General features: G+C 54.3%; 16 protein-coding genes. 14 read left to right on the plus strand and 2 right to left on the minus strand.

Annotated features, from left to right (window positions below; translation table 11 throughout):
• Positions 1–420 precede the first annotated feature (420 nt).
• Entirely contained in the window at positions 421–1,077 is a 657-nt protein-coding gene (locus HALTITAN_RS24035) for a histidinol-phosphatase (protein WP_009288657.1), read from the minus strand.
• Between the two features lie 234 nt (positions 1,078–1,311).
• On the opposite strand from HALTITAN_RS24035, the gene rppH reads away from it, so the two are divergent.
• Positions 1,312–1,803, plus strand: coding sequence for an RNA pyrophosphohydrolase (gene rppH, locus HALTITAN_RS24040; RefSeq protein ID WP_022519684.1), 492 nt, complete (start codon positions 1,312–1,314; stop codon positions 1,801–1,803).
• An 88-nt stretch (positions 1,804–1,891) separates the two neighbouring features.
• Positions 1,892–4,153 (plus strand): phosphoenolpyruvate--protein phosphotransferase, encoded by a 2,262-nt coding sequence (ptsP, locus tag HALTITAN_RS24045; protein WP_039860909.1) that lies wholly within the window; start codon positions 1,892–1,894, stop codon positions 4,151–4,153.
• A gap of 16 nt (positions 4,154–4,169) precedes the next feature.
• Here the strand turns inward: ptsP and HALTITAN_RS24050 are convergent, their stop codons facing one another.
• Positions 4,170–4,970, minus strand: a complete 801-nt coding sequence (locus HALTITAN_RS24050) for an NRDE family protein (RefSeq protein WP_009288659.1) — start codon at positions 4,968–4,970, stop codon at positions 4,170–4,172.
• A gap of 185 nt (positions 4,971–5,155) precedes the next feature.
• On the opposite strand from HALTITAN_RS24050, the gene HALTITAN_RS24055 reads away from it, so the two are divergent.
• The 12 genes from HALTITAN_RS24055 to HALTITAN_RS24110 all read left to right on the plus strand — a co-directional run bounded on the left by HALTITAN_RS24055 (position 5,156) and on the right by HALTITAN_RS24110 (position 17,879).
• Positions 5,156–6,382 (plus strand): response regulator, encoded by a 1,227-nt coding sequence (locus HALTITAN_RS24055; RefSeq protein WP_009288660.1) that lies wholly within the window; start codon positions 5,156–5,158, stop codon positions 6,380–6,382.
• Positions 6,379–7,176 carry a sulfite exporter TauE/SafE family protein gene (locus HALTITAN_RS24060; protein WP_009288661.1) on the plus strand — a complete coding sequence of 266 codons (798 nt, stop codon included), beginning with the start codon at positions 6,379–6,381 and terminating at the stop codon, positions 7,174–7,176. Before HALTITAN_RS24055 ends, HALTITAN_RS24060 begins: the two co-directional genes overlap by 4 nt.
• Positions 7,177–7,243: 67 nt before the next feature.
• Positions 7,244–8,038, plus strand: a complete 795-nt coding sequence (gene lgt / locus HALTITAN_RS24065; RefSeq protein WP_009288662.1) for a prolipoprotein diacylglyceryl transferase — start codon at positions 7,244–7,246, stop codon at positions 8,036–8,038.
• A gap of 567 nt (positions 8,039–8,605) precedes the next feature.
• Complete coding sequence (locus tag HALTITAN_RS24070; protein ID WP_051052229.1) at positions 8,606–9,379, plus strand: thymidylate synthase; 774 nt, start codon at positions 8,606–8,608, stop codon at positions 9,377–9,379.
• The gene (locus HALTITAN_RS24075; RefSeq protein ID WP_009288664.1) at positions 9,376–9,933 is read left to right on the plus strand and encodes a dihydrofolate reductase; all 558 of its coding nucleotides are present in this window, start codon (positions 9,376–9,378) and stop codon (positions 9,931–9,933) included. The genes HALTITAN_RS24070 and HALTITAN_RS24075 overlap by 4 nt, the downstream gene beginning before the upstream one ends.
• Before the next feature lie 20 nt (positions 9,934–9,953).
• A complete protein-coding gene (locus tag HALTITAN_RS24080) occupies positions 9,954–10,790 on the plus strand; it encodes a ProQ/FINO family protein (protein WP_009288665.1) in 837 nt (278 codons plus the stop codon).
• A 264-nt stretch (positions 10,791–11,054) separates the two neighbouring features.
• Positions 11,055–12,125 (plus strand): porin, encoded by a 1,071-nt coding sequence (locus HALTITAN_RS24085; RefSeq protein ID WP_009288666.1) that lies wholly within the window; start codon positions 11,055–11,057, stop codon positions 12,123–12,125.
• Positions 12,126–12,362: 237 nt separating this feature from the next.
• Positions 12,363–13,388, plus strand: coding sequence for a porin (locus HALTITAN_RS24090; RefSeq protein WP_009288667.1), 1,026 nt, complete (start codon positions 12,363–12,365; stop codon positions 13,386–13,388).
• A gap of 271 nt (positions 13,389–13,659) precedes the next feature.
• Positions 13,660–14,067: a DVU3141 family protein gene (locus HALTITAN_RS24095; protein ID WP_039860910.1), complete on the plus strand. Its 408-nt coding sequence runs from the start codon at positions 13,660–13,662 to the stop codon at positions 14,065–14,067.
• Entirely contained in the window at positions 14,067–15,800 is a 1,734-nt protein-coding gene (locus tag HALTITAN_RS24100; protein WP_039860911.1) for a polysaccharide biosynthesis/export family protein, read from the plus strand. The genes HALTITAN_RS24095 and HALTITAN_RS24100 overlap by 1 nt, the downstream gene beginning before the upstream one ends.
• A 162-nt stretch (positions 15,801–15,962) precedes the next feature.
• Positions 15,963–16,775, plus strand: a complete 813-nt coding sequence (locus HALTITAN_RS24105) for an ABC transporter permease (protein WP_051052227.1) — start codon at positions 15,963–15,965, stop codon at positions 16,773–16,775.
• A gap of 3 nt (positions 16,776–16,778) precedes the next feature.
• The gene (locus HALTITAN_RS24110; protein WP_009288669.1) at positions 16,779–17,879 is read left to right on the plus strand and encodes a KpsE/RkpR family capsule polysaccharide export protein; all 1,101 of its coding nucleotides are present in this window, start codon (positions 16,779–16,781) and stop codon (positions 17,877–17,879) included.
• The last annotated feature ends 412 nt before the right edge of the window (positions 17,880–18,291 follow it).

An 18,291-nucleotide genomic window follows, 5' to 3' on the forward strand; every position in this document is an offset into this window, starting at 1 on the left:
GGGGTGGCTGGGTGCTCTTGGGCGTCGTTCCGCCGCCTCCCGCGGGTGCCTCGAAACGCTCGCTGAACTCGCTTTCTCGTTACCACGCGCTACGACAATCACTTGATTTCGGTGGCATGATAACGTGCCACGGCCATTTACATAACGTGCACACGTCCTTGGAATCCCCACCTTCATGTGCCTGCGAGATTTAGTAGCGCGTGGTAAGCGAAGCGCACCCGCGGAAGCAGCGCGAAGCGGTGCCGGGGTTGGTGTGGGGTACCACTAGGCGTCATCCCGCCGTCATCCTCAAGTGCCTCGTTTGCTCGTTACCACGCGCTACGAGACCTATACTCCTGACGATTCACGATTCACGATTCACGATTCACGATTCACGATTCACGATTCACGATTCACGATTCACGATTCACGATTCACGATTCAATCCCGCAAACTCATAATCCGCCACTGGCGTTCTTTGGCGATTTCGCGCAGGGTGTCGTCGGGGTCGACGGCGACGGGGTGCTCGACTATTTCTAACAGCGGTAAATCATTGTGCGAGTCGCTGTAGAACCACGCGCCCTCCATGGTCAGGTCTTGATCTTCCAGCCACTTTTCCAAACGAGTGACTTTGCCTTCGCGGTAGCTGGGAATGCCCGAAACGCGCCCCGTGTAGCGACCCTCTTTGACCTCCGGGTTCACCGCGATTAAGTGATCGACCCCCAAACGCTCGGCAATTGGGGCGGTAATAAAGCGGTTGGTGGCGGTAATAATCAGCAGCGTGTCGCCTTTGGTGCGGTGGCGTGCCAGAAGCTCTTCGGCTTTGGGCAGAATATTGGGTTCGATCTTGCTGGCCATGAACTGCTGGTGCCATGCTGAAAGCTGTTCCGGCGAATTATCGGCCAGCGGTTTAAGCGCCATCTCCAAAAAAGCAGCCATATCCAGGGTGCCCGCGTTGTAATCAGCCATGAAGCGCTCATTGGCTTCCCGGTAGGCAACCGGGTCGACTGCCCCTTGTTCGAGTAAAAACTCGCCCCAGGCATGATCGCTGTCGATGGATAGCAGCGTATTATCCAAATCGAATATGGCCAGACTCACGGCGCTCCCCTTTTTTAGTCAGTGGATAGTAGACAGTCGTTAGTGCTCAAAGACGCTAGTTAGGCAAATAGCGGACGCGGATTATCGCAGAGTCGCCATGTCATTCCCACCAACGCACGTTCTTCGCTCCATGCTGATACGCAACCATTCATCACTTAGCGTTATATTGTATTGATACGCTTGTCACCCTTGTGGAAAAATGGGGACAACTGAAAATTTATTAAGGTGATGTCCGTGATCGACGCTGACGGCTTTCGCCCCAATGTTGGCATCATCATTGCCAATAGCCAGGGGCAGCTGCTTTGGGCGCGTCGGGTAGGACAAAATGCGTGGCAATTTCCCCAGGGGGGCATCAATGCAAGCGAGACGCCACAACAAGCACTTTTTCGTGAACTTTACGAAGAGATCGGCCTAACCGCCGACGATGTTGATATTGTTGCCTGCACCCGGGGCTGGCTACGCTACCGTCTGCCACGACGTATGATTCGCACACATTCGCGTCCGGTCTGTATAGGCCAGAAGCAGAAGTGGTTTTTACTTAAAATCCGTTGCCAGGAAAGCCAGATTTGTATGACGGCAACCCCAACCCCCGAGTTTGATGGGTGGCGTTGGGTGAGCTACTGGTACCCGCTAGGGCAGGTAGTGCCTTTTAAACGAGAGGTATATCGGCGCGCGCTGCGGGAGTTGTCTCCCCGCGTTCAGCGTCTGGCACAGGATGACGATTAGGGCGATTGGCCGCTGCCCAGGGTAGGGCGGCAGCAGTCTGCCAGAAAATTCCTCAGCGAGGCAAATAATAGTGAAAAGTAAAACGTCCATGCTTGAGGTGTTGCGCCGGGTGATTCAGGAAGTGAACGGCGCGCGCACCCTCGACGCCGCGCTGTCCACGATGGTACGCCGAATTCGTAAAGCGATGCAGACTGATGTGTGCTCCTTCTACCTTTACGACAAGGAGCTTGAGTCGCTGGTATTGATGGAGACCATTGGTCTGCGCACTCAAGCCGTAGGGCGCGTAGTACTGCCGTTAGGTGAAGGCCTGGTGGGCTTGGTGGCCAAACGCAGCGAGCCGCTTAACCTCGAAGATGCCCAGACCCACCCGCAATTCCGCTACTTTGAAGCCACCGGTGAAGAGCGCTACTCCAGCTTTTTGGGTGTGCCGATTATTCATCAGCGCCACATGCTGGGCGTATTGGTGGTTCAGCAAGCCGAAAAGCGCCGCTACGACGATGAGGACGAAGCCTTTCTGGTCACCATGGCCGCGCAGTTGGCTGGTGTGCTGGCGCATGCTTTAGCCACGGGCAACCTGCTGCGCCCGGCGCTTGCCGGAGGGCAGGCAATGTTTAAAGGCGTTGCTGCCTCGCCTGGCATGGCCATGGGGGAAGCAGTGGTGATTACCCCGCCCGCGGATTTAAACAGCGTGCCGGATCTGATACCCCGCGATCAGGATTATGAGGTCGCCCGCCTCAAAGAAGCCATTGGCAAAACCCGCAACGAAATTCGTGCCGCGGCCGAACGTTTGGCAAGCAGGATTTCTGCTCAAGAGCTGGCGCTGTTCGATGTTTATCAGCAGATGCTCGGCGAAGCCGCGCTGGCTGATGAAGTGGAAAAACGCATTCGCGAAGGCCAGTGGGCACCAGGCGCTCTGGCCGATGTAGTGCGTCGTCACGTCCAGTATCTGGAGCGGGTAGACGACAACTACCTACGCGAGCGAGCGGCTGATATTCGTGATCTTGGCCGCCGGGTGCTTGCGCATCTGCAAGAAGATACCCCATCCACGCCGGAAACCTACCCCGATAACGCTATTCTGGTCGGTGATGAGATCAGCGTGGCCATGCTGGGTGAAGTCCCCCGCGAAAAGCTCAAAGGGTTGGTCTCGGTACGCGGCTCCAGCACGTCCCACGTGGCGATTGTCGCCCGGGCCATGGGCATTCCTACGGTGCTGGGCATGATGGATTTACCGCTGCCGCGCCTAGGCGGGGCGCCGGTGGTGCTGGATGGTCACCGTGGTCGCCTGTTTGTGCGCCCAGCGCCTGAACTTACGGCCCGTTATGAAAGTCTGATCGCCGAAGAAGAGGCGCTCAGCGAACTGCTTGAGCACGAGCAGGATCTGCCCAGCGCCACGCCCGACGGTCACACGATGCCGCTTATGGTCAATACCGGGTTAGCGGTAGATGCCACCGCGCTGCTTAAAAGCCGTATCGGTGGAGTGGGCCTCTATCGAACCGAAGTGCCGTTTATGATTACCGAACGCTTCCCCGGCGAGAAAGAGCAAACCAAGCTTTATCGTGAGCAGCTCGAAGGCTTTGCCCCGTTGCCGGTGGTGATGCGCACATTGGATATCGGCGGTGACAAGGATCTGCCCTATTTCCCCATTGAAGAGGCGAATCCGTTTCTAGGCTGGCGCGGTATGCGGGTAACGCTGGATCACCCGGAAGTGTTAATGGTGCAACTGCGCGCCATGCTCAAAGCCTCGATCGACCTGGATAACCTCTACGTTCTCTTCCCGATGATTACCAACGTCGAAGAGGTCGATGAAGCGCTGCGCCTGCTGGATCGCGCCATTCTAGAGCTGGGCGAAGAAGGGATTACTGTCGTCAGACCTAAAGTGGGCGTGATGATTGAAGTGCCCGCCACTATCTATCAAATGGACGCGCTGGCGAAGCGAGTCGACTTTTTCTCTGTGGGCAGCAACGATCTAACCCAGTACTTGCTGGCGGTAGACCGTAACAACCCGCGCGTATCGAGCCTTTACGATGCGCTGCACCCGGCGTTGCTCGGCGCTCTGCTGGAACTTGCTAACGATGCGACGCGGCTCGATAAGCCCATTTCGCTCTGTGGTGAATTGGCCGGAGACCCGGCTGGAGCGCTGTTGCTCATGGCCATGGGCTTTACCAGTCTTTCCATGAATGCGCCAAGCCTGCCCAAAGTGCGCGCGGCCATTCGCCGGGTGCCGTTCAGCGATGCCGAGCAGTTGCTCAAAGAAGTGATGGAGCTAGACACCCCTGCCCAGGTGCATACCCATCTAGAGGGACGCATGGATGAGTGGCAGCTATCGCACCTGATGCCGCCCCGTGACTAACTTTTTTTTGCAAATACTAGAAAGTGGATTCAAGCGAACTGCTGGGCAACGCTAAAGAGGTTTCACCCTCAAAGCGCCCCAGCGGCCCAAAGCGCTGTTCGGTAACTTCGATGTGCCCGTCGCTATCCAGAGTGAGCCACGAGGTGGCGCGGGTGCCATAGCGCTCGCCGACAATAAACGCCGCTGAAAGCTGGCGCTCCAATTCAAGCCCCACGCCGGTATCTGGCAACTCCTCGATAGCCGCTTCTTGTGGATTTTGCATAGCGCGCTGAACGCCACTAGGCCATGCCTGGAACGGGTCTGGCTGTAAAAGAGTGTGCTCAAGCGCAGTGCGTACATGTAGAAGCTTTGGCCAGGGTGAGTTGAGATCAGCGTTGGAGAGGCCATGAACCCCGGGAGCTACCTCAGCGAGAGCCAGACGATCTCTGCTGCGGTGTAGGTGCCAAAGCCGTTGGGGCGTGGCGACCAATAAATTAAAGCCCGCGTAGCGCATTGCCTCGCCCTGGCTGAGCGCAGTTAGCCACGCTTCTATATCGCTACATTGCAGGGCATCGGCGACCAGCTCCCCCCTGCTTGGCGCGCCGGATGGGGTGCCCAATTGCGGGTCACGTACGTTGGTTAACGCGGCCACTACACCGCCGCGCTTGGCTGCCAGCCACGAGCCACCGGCCTCTAAATCGCGGCCACCGACAATGGCCGAGTTATCTTGCCACTCACCCAGCGGCGCGGTGGGGCGCGCATGGAACTCATCACGGTTACCCATTAGCCACAAAGGCATGGGGGTGCCGGGTTGCCAAGCAAACGATATCAAGCACATAACAAACTCGCAGGCGAAAAGGATGAAAAACGTTCAACGCAAGAGCCGCATGACAGTAACGAAGCGTAGACGTACACTGACATTAGTATCATGTTTGTAGCATAAATCGTCACACCGAATGGGTGTGGAGCCTTAAACAGCGGTCACGTTATCAGCGGCCATACGGCCAATAGGAAGGCGAGATCATGCAGCGCTATCAAAGGGAGCACTTTTGGAATGCCATTGTTTGGCCTCTGCTGTGGCCACTGCTGCTTGTGCAAGCAGCATTAATCGTGCTCTGCGTGGTGGTTGGCGCCATGATGTGGTGGATGTCGCCCAGCTACGTCTCTTGGAGCACCATGTTGTGGCTAATGGCGGCGCTGCTTATCGGCAGCAGTTTGAATGTCGGCGCCTTCCTGATGTTGGTTAAAGCGCATGCTCGGCGTCAAGATAATCGCTTTATGCAAGAACTCACCGAACTTGAACGGCACAGTCAAGCACTATGCGCTACCGCTGCGCGTTCACTGCCCGAGCATAAATGTTCCCCGCCGGATGTCGCCGACGAATCTCATCTACCCCTTCAGCGGCTGGCCAGCGTTAATGAAATCCTCGCCGGTCTTGAGCGCTGCATGCACTGCTCCCAAGTGGCCACTGCCGCTACTAAGAACACCCGGCAGGAGCATGAGCAAACCCTGCTGGACGATCTTCAGCACCAGCAACGGCAGCTCAAGCACTTGATCGCCGGTCGTGAAAGGGCGCGGGAAGAGTCACGATTAAAATCAGGCTACTTAACGCTGCTGCAGCGTGAAACGGATAGCTTGTTAGACCATTTAAACAGCATGGTTGATAAAGAGCTCACCGATAACGGTGGGCAAAATATCATGGAAGTGTATGAGCACCTATCGGATATCCGCGCGCTACTGACCAATCTTGTTCAACAAAGCGCTGAGGGAGGAGTTGAACCAGGTTCTGAACAAAATTCTTTGAGTGGTGAGGCACAAGGGAGGAGTGGTGATCGCCCGGGGGCGCCGCGCACTTTACGCGTATTGGTCGTCGACGACGGGCCGGTAAATTTGATGCTGGCCCGGCAGATGCTGGAAACCCAGGGCCTACAGGTGGAAGGCGCTAGCAGCGGTGAACAGGCGTTGGAACGCCAGCAAAACGCGATATTTGATCTGGTATTTATGGATATTTTTATGCCCACTCTGGACGGGCTTGAAACCACCCGGCGCTGGCGCGAGTACGAGCGCAACCATGGCGTTAGTCAAAGCGTGTTGGTCGCACTAACGGCCAACGTCGACAATGCCGGGCGCGACGCCTGTCTAGCCGCCGGTATGGATGACTTACTTGCCAAGCCTTACCAACCCCAAACCCTCATGAATATGATTGCTTACTGGTTTCCAGGCACGATTGAAGCGGTTCCGTCTGAATGACCATCGTCACGGCGCTATCGATTTATTTAACCTTAGGCGCCGTTGCGGGCACCATGGCAGGTGTATTTGGCGTGGGTGGTGGGCTCATTATCGTTCCTGTCTTGGTCTTCGCCTTTGGTCTGCAGAACATCGCCTCTGAAATTGTCATGCATTTAGCCATTGGCACCTCTCTCGCTACCATTCTCGTCACCGGCTCATCGTCCACCCTTGGCCATTATCGGCGCGGCAGCATTCACCGTGGGTGGCTTAAAGCGTTGCTGCCTGGCTTAGTATTAGGTTCCATCGCTGGGGCGTTTATTGCCGACAACCTCTCCGGCACGTCGCTGGGAACTATGTTTGGCATCTTTGTTCTACTCATTGCCGCTAAAATGGTGTTTGGATTAACGCCTAAGCCGGGCAGTGCCTCGCCCGGCAAATGGATAATGACGCTCGCCGGTGGCGTGATCGGCGCTGTTTCAGCACTGTTCGGGATTGGCGGAGGCGCCATGACAGTACCGCTACTATCACGCTGTGGCGCCAGCATGACTCAAGCGGTGGGCACGGCAGCGGCGGTAGGGCTACCCATCGCGCTGGTGGGGGCTCTGGCGTTTATCGTGGTGGGCTGGGGTAATCCACTGCTGCCCGCCTGGACAACTGGCTTTGTTATGTGGCCAGCGTTTTTCAGTATCGTGGTCACCAGCGTTCCATTTGCCCGCTTAGGCGTTAAACTTGCCCATGTTTTGCCCGCTCATGTGCTACGTCTCTCCTTCGCGTTACTGCTGGCAGTGGTAGGGGTGCGTTTCCTGCTCACCTAGCCTGTGACCGTTTTACGTGCTGAGTGGGCGTCTTGCATATTTCCTTTGGTCAGATTAGAGAGTGTAAATGATTAATTACCCAACGATTGACCCAGTGGCTATCTCCTTGGGGCCGCTGCAAGTCCATTGGTATGGCCTTATGTATGTGGTGGGATTTGTTGCCGCCTGGTGGCTTGGCTGTCGGCGCGCATCGCGTATTGGTCTCAATAATGACGATATCGGTGATTTGCTCTTCTACTGTGCCATCGGTGTCGTGGCTGGAGGGCGCTTAGGGTACGCACTGTTCTACGGGCTAGGACAGTGGACAGCCGACCCGCTGTGGATCTTCCGCGTATGGGATGGCGGCATGAGCTTTCACGGCGGCCTACTCGGGGTGCTCCTCGCCGCCTGGATATTCGCTCGGCGTAAGCAACTGGCTTTTTTAACGCTCACCGACTTTATCGCTCCTCTGGTACCGATTGGCTTGGGGGCCGGGCGTATCGGTAACTTTATTAATCATGAGCTACCGGGCCGCATGACCTCGCTTCCTTGGGGCATGCCGTTTCCCGGCATGGGGCCTGAGCCGCGTCATCCATCAGCGCTCTACGAGGCGCTGTTAGAAGGCGTCGTGCTGTTCGCCATTCTGTGGTGGGTCTCCGCCAAGCCGACCGCACGAGGCTTTTTATCCGGGCTGTTTTTAGTCTGCTACGGCGTGTTCCGCTTTATGGTCGAATTTGTCCGCATGCCCGACGCCCACATAGGCTTTATCGCCTTCGGCTGGGTCACCATGGGCATGCTGCTCTCGCTTCCCATGATCGCGCTGGGCCTCGTCATCATCGCCTGGTCACGCTCCCAGCCTGTGGACGTAAAACTTTCAAACTAAAGCACCGCGGTGCTGTTAATTGGGCGCCAAGCGCTACAGGAGTTTGCTTCCACACAGTCGTGTGCATGCGTGATTTAGTAGCGCGTGGTAAGCCCCAGGCGCACCCGCGAAAGCATCGCGAAGCGGTGCCGGGGTTAGGTTATGTGCCACTGGGCGTCGTCCCGACGCCTCCCGCGGGTGCCTCGTTTGCTCGTTCCTCGCAGACTCGTTACCACGCGCTACGGTATGTGCACGCACCTGACTTTGGTGGTTTTCGTTGCGCGTCCGCGGAAGCAGCGCGAAGCGTTGCCAGGGTTGGTGTGTTGTCACCATTTTGTGTGCAGACGTGATCAGGCATTGGGCATCCACCGCTTTATGTGCACGCAGGATTTAGTAGCGCGTGGTAAGCGAAGCGCACCCGCGAAAGCAGCGCGAAGCGGTGCCGGGGTTAACTGGATAACGCTAACAGGCCGGCACCGCTAGACCGGGCAGCTATGGGCGCCTAGAATAAACCGCTACATCGCCTGTTAATTTGGAAATTCTGTGACTGCACCAACGCCCGCGCTTGAGCAACCCTATTTAGACTTGATGCAAACCGTTTTGGAGCATGGCGTTGACCGCCATGACCGTACAGGCGTCGGCACGCGCTCCGTGTTTGGCCATCAAATGCGCTTTGATTTATCGCGTGGTTTTCCACTACTGACCACCAAAAAACTCCACCTGCGCTCGATTATTCACGAACTCCTGTGGTTCCTGAAAGGCGACACCAACATCGCCTACCTAAAAGAGAACGGCGTGCGGATTTGGGACGAGTGGGCGGATGAAAACGGCGATCTAGGCCCCGTTTACGGCTATCAGTGGCGCAGCTGGCCCGACCCCAAAGGTGGCAGCGTTGACCAAATTGCCAAGGTGCTCGGTCAAATTCGCACCACACCCCAATCTCGCCGCCTGATTGTTTCTGCATGGAACCCAGCCCAGGTCGATGAAATGCAGCTACCACCGTGCCACTGCCTGTTCCAGTTCTACGTGGCCAATGGCAAGCTGTCGTGCCAGCTCTATCAGCGCAGCGCCGACATTTTCCTCGGCGTGCCGTTTAATATCGCCAGCTACGCCTTACTACTCACCATGGTCGCCCAGGTGACCGGCCTGCAGCCGGGTGAGTTTATCCACACCCTAGGCGATGCGCACCTGTACAGTAACCACCTTGAACAGGCCAAAGAGCAGCTATCGCGTACGCCTAAAACGCCGCCTAAACTGGTGCTCAATCCAGAGATAGGCGACCTGTTCGCATTCCGTTTTGAAGACATTCACATTGACGCTTACGAGGCGCACCCGCACATCAAGGCCGAGGTAGCGGTATGAGCCAGCAAAACGTTACGAGTAACCAAAACGGCGCTTTCGATTCTCTGGTGCCGGTGGCAATGATCGTTGCCATGGCTAAAAATCGTGTGATCGGCGTAGACGGCAAGTTACCCTGGTACCTGCCCGAAGATTTAAAGTTCTTCAAGCGCATTACCCAGGCAAAACCGCTGGTCATGGGGCGTAAAACCTACGCTTCCATTGGCAAGCCGCTGCCTAATCGGCTTAATGTCGTTGTCACCCGCAACGCCGAGTTTTCCCACGAAGGCGTACGCGTGTGCCATGACCTGCCCGCAGCGCTAGAGCTAGCTGACCAGCACGCCACCATAGAGGCGGCAGAAGAGATCATGGTAATGGGAGGCGGGGAAATCTACCGCCAGGCGCTTCCCTTTGCACAGCGGCTTTACATAACGGAAGTGGACATAGAGGTAGAAGGCGACGCAACGTTTCCTGACTTCGACCCCAGCGAGTGGCAAGAAGTACAGCGCGTAGCGGGGCAGCCAGCAAAAGGGCAGCCAAGCTATGATTTCGTCGTTTACGAGCGCATCGCCGACTAAAAAGGGCAAAGGAGAAGGCTATGGCCGCCAGCTTAATGAATATATTAGATGATTTAGAAGCGCGTCTTGAACGCACACAAGCTGAGCTACATGCCCTGCGTGAAGAAAACCAGCGGCTAAAGCAGCAATTGGCATTGAAAAACGCCCAATCGCAAAGCGAGCCAAGCTCCGAAGCCACGACTACAATAGATACTGAAATACATAGCGAAGAAGCTGTCGATGCAAAGGTTCTCGACCAGAAAGCGCCTGAAACGCCACCATCCAGCGAGGTAGCGCCAGATCAGGTCGAGCCAGAAGCAACCAAGCCAGAAGAAGTCGTGTCAGAAGAAACAGGGCCAGAAGAAAAAGGTGAATCATCGGCTACCGCTGAAACGGTTAAGGCACCTTCACCGCACGCCCTGCTGAATCAATGGTACGAGCGCTACCCCAAGGCGTTTTTTAAAGGCCACACCAAGCCCTTAAAAGTTGGCATTCATCAACAGCTTGCAGAGCGCGAAGAGTGGCCTAATAAGCTAATTCGTCGAGCCTTAGCCAACTATGTGAACCTCCCGCGCTATATAAAAGCAGTGCGCGAGGGTGTCGAACGGGTAGATTTGGATGGCCAACCCGCAGGCAAGGTCGATAAAGAAGCGGCGCTACACGCAGCAGAAAAACGCGGTGAGAAGAAAGAAGGAGGGCAGCCCAAAAAAGCGCAACCTAAACCATCGCCTGCCGCTAAAAACACTCGTCAAGAAAAACCGAAACAGCCTGATTTAGCGCCGGATGCAGAACCGAAGGCAGAAAAAGGTGAGCCGCGTAAGCCGCTTAGCTTGGAAGACAAATTGTTAGATTTACAGCAGAAATTCAAAGGCCGCTGAGACCGGGCCCAGCAGCAGGGGTTCCATAAAAAAGCACAAATAGTAAAAAAACACTGTTTTTTTCTATTGCGTTCCCTGGAGTCCCGGTATAGAGTTTGTTCTGCGAGCATTGGACTATAACAAGGCTTAGTTGAGGACATGCCGCATACCACCGGGAAAAACCGGCGGATGGCAAAAGAGCATGGCCCGCAAAAGCCAACTGCCAACTTATTAAGAGTTGAGCAGCAACGATCGAAACAGTATACGAGTTAAGGAACTTACATCATGAAAAAGACACTTTTAGCGACTGCTATCGTTGGCGCCCTGGGTGCCTCTGCTGCAGCCCAAGCAGCTACCGTTTATGACCAGGATGGCACCAAGCTGGACGTCTATGGCCGTATCGCCATGGGTGTTGCTGGAGGCGGCCCTGAGTACAACAGTGACGGCGAAAAAATCAACAACGACGCTGAGTTCGTAGATGTTTACTCACGTCTTGGTCTGCGCATGAGCCACGAAGTTTCACGTGACCTGACTGCTTTCGGTCGTGTTGAGTGGCGTTTCGACGGTGACGAGCGTACCGGCCCTAGCGGTAATGGCAACAGCGGTTTCAAAGAAGTTCGTCAGAGCTACATCGGCTTACAAAGCGACCAGTTCGGTACTTTCCAAGCAGGTAATTTCGACAGCTTCTACAACCAGTTCGTTTCCAAGCCGTTCGATTGGGAAATTGATCGCGGTTTAGAGTTTGCTGGTCACCCGAAGCAGTCGCGTGGCGACTCTATCGGTTACTACACGCCTGACCTGAGCGGCTTCACTGCATTCTTGCAACTGAAACACTATAGCGAGCGCGGCCTGACTGAAGCGGAAGAAACTTCTGAAGGTGACGTAATCGCACCGCAAGGCGGTGTTCGTTACGCACAAGGCCCTGTAACTGTAGGTCTGGGTTTTGTTGAAGACGTTGCACGTGGCGGCGGTAACGCTGAAATGTTGTACGGTCTGATCGGTTCTTACGATATTACTGACCAGTTCTCTGCACGTCTAGGTTACGAAACTCGCGACGATAACAACCTTCGTGGTGGTGGTTACGACACAGTTGGCCTAGGTGGTACTTTCACCACTGGTCCTTGGGCATTTGCTGCTGACGTCTACGACGTAGATCCTGACAACGGCGACAGCCGCACTTCTTGGGCCCTGGGTTCTTACTATAAAGTTTCCAGCAACTTTGATGTGTTCCTAGAGCTGCAGCAAGCTGACCAGCCGTCTATCGACGTTACCATCGGCGGTGGCAGTGGCGTCGATGTTGAGCGCGCTGATGGCGACGACATGTACTGGCTGACAGGCGCTCGTTACCACTTCTAAGCCTGGTTTAATTACCACGCATGAAGGGTTAACTGCCTAGCAGAACCAAATAGAACCGGCCTCTTTAGAGGCCGGTTTTTTTTGCTTTTTTGCCAACAATATTGATTAATACAAATAAGAATTGTTTTCCTTTAAAGCTAGCTTGATATTGTATAACATTGTTTCGCTGCATATAGCTGAGAATAGCTGAATAGTTAAAGCAGCGAACAAGATTAGCGTATCAAGGGATTATTTCTAATGCAGAAGAAGCAGTTAGCGGTGGTTGTAGCAAGTCTGTTAAGTATCTCCTCGGTTCAAGCCACAACACTTTATGATCAGGACGGCACGAAGCTGGATATTTACGGCCGTATTGCCATGGGTATTGCGGGCGGTGGCCCTGAGTTTAATAGCGCTGGCAATAAAGTGGATGACGGCGCGGAATTTATTGATGTCTACTCCCGCCTAGGGTTTCGAATGAGTCATGCGGTTACTTCAGACCTAACGGCATTAGGACACTTGGAGTGGCGGTTTACTGGCGATGAGCGCAACACGGATCAAGGGTTCAACGAAATACGACAAAGCTACATCGGTTTATCAAGTAAGCAGTATGGCACGTTGCTGGCAGGTAATTTTAATAGCATGTATGCCCAGTTTGTCTCGCTGCCGTTTGATGTTTATCAAGACCGGGGATTACTGTTTAAATCATCGGGTTTGCAGTCTTGGGGTGATTCAATTGCTTACTACACGCCTGAGCTGAACGGCTTCACTTCTTTTCTCCAGGTTAAGCACTACAGCGAGCGGGGGTTAACGGCTTCAGAGCAGAGTAGTGAAGGTGAGGTTGTTGCCGCACAAGGTGGTATTCGCTATCAGCAAGGCCCATTCAAAGTTGGGTTTGGTGCAGTGGAAAACGTAGTGCGTGGTGGTGGCAGTGGAAATGGTGAAACGCTGTATGGCCTTATTGGGGCATACTCGCTATCTGATCAGCTATCAATGCGCTTAGGTGTTGAGACTCAAGACAACAGCGATACTTATGGCAAAGGGTTCGAAACGGTCGGCCTAGGTGGTACCTACTCCACAGGGCCCTGGGCTTTTACCGCAGATTACTACAATGTAGACCGTGACGAAGGCGAGGAGAGTAACGCCTGGGCTGCAGGCGCTTACTATAAAGTCACCAGTGCATTTGACGTGTTCGTAGAGCTAGCCGATGGTGATGCGCCAAGCATGCGCAAAGAAAACACGGCAGACAGGACATATTGGCTGACAGGCGCACGTTATCACTTCTAACGTCGTTTTAAAGAATTTGTTTATATCAAAACGGCCACATTTATGTGGCCGTTTTTTTGCTTTTCAATGGCTGTTATTCTCACAATAAGAATGAATAGGTTGTACAAGAGCTGTCTATGTAGAGCCGCTGGCGGTATTCCCCTACAATGGGCGGCTGGCAAAAGTGCTTTGCGCTTGTGCCAACCACTTTCATCCACCCAGAGAAGTAGGGCAAGGGAATACGCCCGTTATAATCCCTGGGCGGTAGCGTGCCTTTTATTTGGAAATAACTATGTCGATATCTCAACGTTCAGTGGTCTCTCCAGCACGCATGCTGCTGGCAGCGCTGAGTTTAGCCGTGGTGAGTGGTTGTGCCTCGTACCCCTCCAGCTCAGCTCAGCAAGAAGCGCAGTATGTATTGAATAACGACCCGGCCACCTTGCTGCAAGACGACAACCTCAATGGCTTTTTAACACAGGCTCCCGCAGGTGCCGTGATTAATGTTCCAGACAGCCCATGGGGTAATAATGTCGAGATTGTGGCTGACGCCGCCTACCTTGCCGCCAGTGGGCGCGAGTGTCGCAAGCTAAGAGTAGTAGCCGTCGACTCCAATAACGCGCGTTCTGCACTCGTCTGCAAAACACCCAATGGTTGGGTTAATCAACGCGTTGTGGCACAAACAACACAGGGGCGCAATTAATGAAAGTGACCACACTGCTTGACCGCGCTACGCTAAATCGCTCGTTAGCCGTTGCTTCCATAGCGCTTGTCAGCGTTTTTGCAGTGCCCAACACATGGGCGCAGGCGCTAAGCCTTTCCGACAGCATTTTACCTGAGCAGGCTAACCAGCAAGGCAGCCTGCAGCAGCAAGAAGTCAATGATACACCCCGAGCCAACTGGGATAGCGGCACATATGGCCCGGTTTCGCCCAAGGTACAAGATCCCGATGCACTACCGCCATTTGGCGCCAACTTATTCACAGGTGGGTTTCGTGGCGCGATGGGGGATGGTCTCAACCCTGACTACCGGATTAAGCCCGGCGACCAAGTCACGGTTCGCGCCTGGGGCGCATTTGAACTTGATCGCGTGTTACCCGTCGACGCCCAAGGAAATATTTTCATTCCTGGCTCAGGGCCGCTCAAAGTAGAAGGGCAGAGCAGCCAACAAGTTGATGCCAGCGTGCGTCAAGCCATTACCTCGGTATACCCAGATAACGTCCAGGTCTATACCAACCTGCAAGGTGTGCAGCCCGTAGCCGTCTACGTCACCGGCTATGTTGAAAACCCCGGCCGTTACGCGGGCACACCCAACGACTCCCTGCTCTATTTTCTGGATCAGTCTGGCGGCATAGATCAAGACCTAGGCAGCTATCGTCAAATTCGTGTAATGCGCGACGGTCGCAATGTTGCCACCGTCGACCTCTATGACTTCTTGATCAACGGCAATATACCCCGCCCGCAATTTCAAGATGGCGACACCATCGTAGTCGAAGAGCGTGGCCCCGCAATTGCGGTAGGTGGAGATGTTCACCGTGAATACCGTTATGAAATGACAGGCACAAGTTTGAGTGGCGCTGAGCTGGTAAATCTAGCGCGGTTAAGAAGCGGTGTTTCACACGTTTTGCTACGTGGTGACCGTGAAGAAGGACCTATTGCTCAATACTTCCCCATTGATATGTTTGCCGGCCAAACGATCCGCAGCGGCGACGAAGTGCTGTTCAGCTCAGATAAGCGCAGTGAAACCATCGTTGTGGAAGTAGAAGGTAGCTATTACGGCCCTTCACGGTACGCACTGCCGAGGGATGCTCGTTTAAGCGAACTACTAGACGCCATCGCCGTGCCAGAAAACATGACCGCCGTGGAAAGCATCTCAATACAGCGTGAAAGTGTTAAAAAGCAGCAAGCGCAGTCCCTTGAAGAGAGCCTACGCCGTCTAGAGACAACCTATCTAGGCGCACCCTCCAGCACCAATGAAGAAGCGCAGATTCGTGTACAAGAAGCGGAGCTGATTCAGGACTTCATCTCTCGTGCCAGTGAGTTAGAACCCAGTGGCCGTTTAGTCGTTGCTTACGATGGGCGCATTTCCGATATTCGCCTGCAGGATGGCGATGTGGTCACTATTCCGGAAGTGAGTGACTCCATGCTGATAAGTGGTGAAGTGCTTGTGCCCCAAGCCGCTGTTTATCGCCCAGGCATGAGCGTGATCGATTACATTGAAGGCGCAGGCGGCTTCACCGACCGTGCAGATGACGACCATATTCTTGTGGTTCGCCAGAATGGTGCCGTTGAGAACGCCCGTAACGTGAACCTGCGTCCCGGCGACGAAATCCTCGTCATGCCCGCTGCTCCCACGCACAACCTTCAGCTAGCCTCTACGCTAACGCAGATCCTCTACCAGATTGCCGTAGCAACCAAAGTAGCGGTTGATCTGTAATAGTGGGTGATTGGTGAATAGTGAGCGGTAAATGGACGATTTTGTAGCGCGGCGTAAGCGTTAGCGCACCCGCGACTCGGCGGAAATGGTGGTGCAGCCACTATTTTCGCCGTCACACAATGCGTAGGAACACACTTTGTACTTCTCTGAAGAATTAGCGCTATGGATAACGTAAACAGCGGCCCACGGCGGAGCGCACGAACACCGTGGCAAGTCACGCGCAGCGTGTGGTACGCCATGTTCATGCGCGAAGCCATTTCGCGCACCATGTCAGACCGCATGGGCTGGTTTTGGATGATTTTTGAGCCAGTCGCCTTTACTGGCATTATGGTCGGAATTCGTAGCTTTGTTAGTGGCGATCGTCTGGTAGTGAATGCCGAATTTATCCCTTGGATGATTACGGGCTTAATGGGCTTTTTTCTAGTGCGGGAAGGAATGATGCGGGGGATGGGCGCCATTAATGGCAACAAAGCCCTGTTCGCTTACCGGCAAGTGCAGCCCGTAGACCCCGTGCTAGTGCGCAACTTTCTAGAAGGTATGCTGCGCAGCTTTATTTTCCTGCTTTTTATAGGCGGCGGATTAATGTTGGGGATGGACATGTACCCCGATAACGCCATTAGAGTGGTGGCTGCCTGGCTTTCGTTATGGAGTCTAGGGCTTGGTTTAGGATTGATAACCTCAGTAGTGGCAACATTGATACCCGAGCTTGGTCGGGTGATAACCATGCTCTCTTTACCGCTGCTAATAATCTCAGGGGTGATTTTACCGCTTAATGCCTTGCCCCACTGGTTGTTGGAATACCTGATGCTTAACCCAATACCTCATGGCCTCGAAACGCTGCGCCTGGGCTTTTTTGACAAGTACCAAGTCGTCCAGGGCACCAGCATGCTCTACCTCTGGCTCTTTACATTTACGCTAATCGCCCTGGGGCTATTGATGCACCTGCGCTTTATTGATCGATTGAAGGCACAATAAACTATGCAACGTTCTTTTCGTCATTTTATAAAAACATCGCCACACTGGGCCGTGGCGATAGTCGCGATAGCTTTGGTCTCGTTTTATTGGTTTGTATGGGCGGAAGATCGCTATGTTTCCCGCGCAACAGTGGTGTTGGAAAGCCCGCAGGTAGCAACGCCAGAATTTAGCCTATCTTCAATTATGGGCAGTGGCGGTGGGGGAAATACCCACGATCTGTTGCTGCTGCGTGAGCACTTACTCTCTGTAGACATGCTACGCTTACTGGACGAAAAGCTGAATCTGCGTGAGCACTATTCTGAGAATGGAGATATCTTCGCCAAACTGCTTAATCGTGATGCCCCCATTGAAGATTTGCACCAATACTACTTACGCCGGGTAGAGGTAGAGCTGGATGAGTATGCAGGCGTGCTCAATATTCACGTGCAGGCGTATACGCCAGAGTTTGCCCATGACATGGCCACGCTGCTGCTGGAAGCAGGTGAAGACCATATGAACGAAATGGGGCACCGTCTAGCGGATGAGCAGGTGAAATTTTTAGAGCAGCAAATGGTTCGACTTGAAGAGCGCTTTGAAGAGACCCGGGCCAAGCTGCTTGAATTCCAAAACGAATATGGTTTGGTTTCACCAACCGCAACGGTGGAAAATATTAACCAAGTGGTGGCAACACTTGAGGCTGATCTAGCCCGCCTGCAAGCGCAGCGCAGCGCATTAGCCAGCTTCCAAAGCTCCCAGTCTTCTGAATTGCGCCAAGTCGAGCGTAATATCACCGCATTACGCGACCAAATTATTGAGCAGCGTGATCGAATCGCCCAAGCTTCAGGCGACTCGCTCAACAGTGTTTCAGCGCAATATGAAACACTAGAACTGCAGGCACAGTTTGCTCAGGAAACCTACTCAAGTGCGCTGGCTGCGTTAGAAAACACCCGCTTAGAAGCTGCCCGCCAGCTCAAGCAGGTAAGCGTGCTGCAAAGCCCGCTATTCCCGGAGTACCCCACAGAACCCAATCGGCTCTACAACAGCAGCGTATTCGCTATCATCACCATCTTCCTCGCCTTTATCTTCAGCATGCTGCTGATGATCATCAAAGATCACCGCGATTAAGGTTGGGGTGAAGGGTGAAGGGTGAAGGGTGAAGGGCGAAAGGTGAAGCGTGAGGGGTGGATCGTGAAGGGTGAATGGTACGAAACGATTCCCCATTTACCACTCACGATTCACATTTTTGTAGCGCGTGGTAACGAGTCTGCGAGGAACGAGCAAACGAGGCACCCGCGAATGGCGTCGGAACGACGCCCAACGGCACATAACCAACCCCGGCACCGCTCCGCGCTGCTCCCGCGGGTGCGCCTTAGGCTTACCACGCGCTACTAAATCACACATGCATAGAACATGGTGGAAGCACGCCCAACGGCACATAACCAAACCCCGGCACCGCTTCGCGCTGCTTTCGCGGGTGCGCCTGGGGCTTACCACGCGCTACTAAATCGCGCATGCACAGAACATTGTGGAAGCACGA

The organism is Vreelandella titanicae BH1 (assembly GCF_000336575.1).
Classification (GTDB): domain Bacteria; phylum Pseudomonadota; class Gammaproteobacteria; order Pseudomonadales; family Halomonadaceae; genus Vreelandella; species Vreelandella titanicae.

Coding starts and splice junctions, on each gene's coding strand:
- HALTITAN_RS24085 (WP_009288666.1), top strand. CDS start 11,055: ATGAAAAAGACACTTTTAGCGACTGCTATCGTTGGCGCCCTGGGTGCC.
- HALTITAN_RS24055 (WP_009288660.1), top strand. CDS start 5,156: ATGCAGCGCTATCAAAGGGAGCACTTTTGGAATGCCATTGTTTGGCCT.
- HALTITAN_RS24060 (WP_009288661.1), top strand. CDS start 6,379: ATGACCATCGTCACGGCGCTATCGATTTATTTAACCTTAGGCGCCGTT.
- HALTITAN_RS24105 (WP_051052227.1), top strand. CDS start 15,963: ATGGATAACGTAAACAGCGGCCCACGGCGGAGCGCACGAACACCGTGG.
- ptsP (WP_039860909.1), top strand. CDS start 1,892: ATGCTTGAGGTGTTGCGCCGGGTGATTCAGGAAGTGAACGGCGCGCGC.
- lgt (WP_009288662.1), top strand. CDS start 7,244: ATGATTAATTACCCAACGATTGACCCAGTGGCTATCTCCTTGGGGCCG.
- HALTITAN_RS24080 (WP_009288665.1), top strand. CDS start 9,954: ATGGCCGCCAGCTTAATGAATATATTAGATGATTTAGAAGCGCGTCTT.
- HALTITAN_RS24090 (WP_009288667.1), top strand. CDS start 12,363: ATGCAGAAGAAGCAGTTAGCGGTGGTTGTAGCAAGTCTGTTAAGTATC.
- HALTITAN_RS24095 (WP_039860910.1), top strand. CDS start 13,660: ATGTCGATATCTCAACGTTCAGTGGTCTCTCCAGCACGCATGCTGCTG.
- HALTITAN_RS24050 (WP_009288659.1), bottom strand. CDS start 4,970: ATGTGCTTGATATCGTTTGCTTGGCAACCCGGCACCCCCATGCCTTTG.
- HALTITAN_RS24075 (WP_009288664.1), top strand. CDS start 9,376: ATGAGCCAGCAAAACGTTACGAGTAACCAAAACGGCGCTTTCGATTCT.
- HALTITAN_RS24070 (WP_051052229.1), top strand. CDS start 8,606: ATGCAAACCGTTTTGGAGCATGGCGTTGACCGCCATGACCGTACAGGC.
- HALTITAN_RS24100 (WP_039860911.1), top strand. CDS start 14,067: ATGAAAGTGACCACACTGCTTGACCGCGCTACGCTAAATCGCTCGTTA.
- HALTITAN_RS24110 (WP_009288669.1), top strand. CDS start 16,779: ATGCAACGTTCTTTTCGTCATTTTATAAAAACATCGCCACACTGGGCC.